Source organism: Rhizobium ecuadorense, assembly GCF_001187535.1.
Lineage (GTDB): Bacteria > Pseudomonadota > Alphaproteobacteria > Rhizobiales > Rhizobiaceae > Rhizobium > Rhizobium ecuadorense.
The window spans coordinates 1-214 of sequence record NZ_LFIO01000601.1; the positions used below are offsets into that span (position 1 = coordinate 1).

The following is a 214-nucleotide window of genomic DNA, read 5'->3' on the forward strand; positions in this document are numbered from 1 at the left end:
CCGTTCATCCGTACTTGCAGCCTGGATGGGTGCGCTCGCACGCAGTCTGGAATGGCAGGCGGCCCGCCCCGATGTGCAGGTCGTCGGCCGCTATCTGCAGCCGGATCTGATCGCATCGGATCTTGAACTCGAACGTCAGCCAGCGTGCCGGCTCTCTTGCGGCATCGGCCTGGTGCACATCGAAAGTCCGGCGCGAAGCCGTATCATGCAAGCC

General features: G+C 64.0%; 1 pseudogene. It reads left to right on the plus strand.

What is annotated here, in order from left to right:
* Positions 1-214: pseudogene (locus AF337_RS12215) on the plus strand (aKG-HExxH-type peptide beta-hydroxylase); the annotation flags it as partial.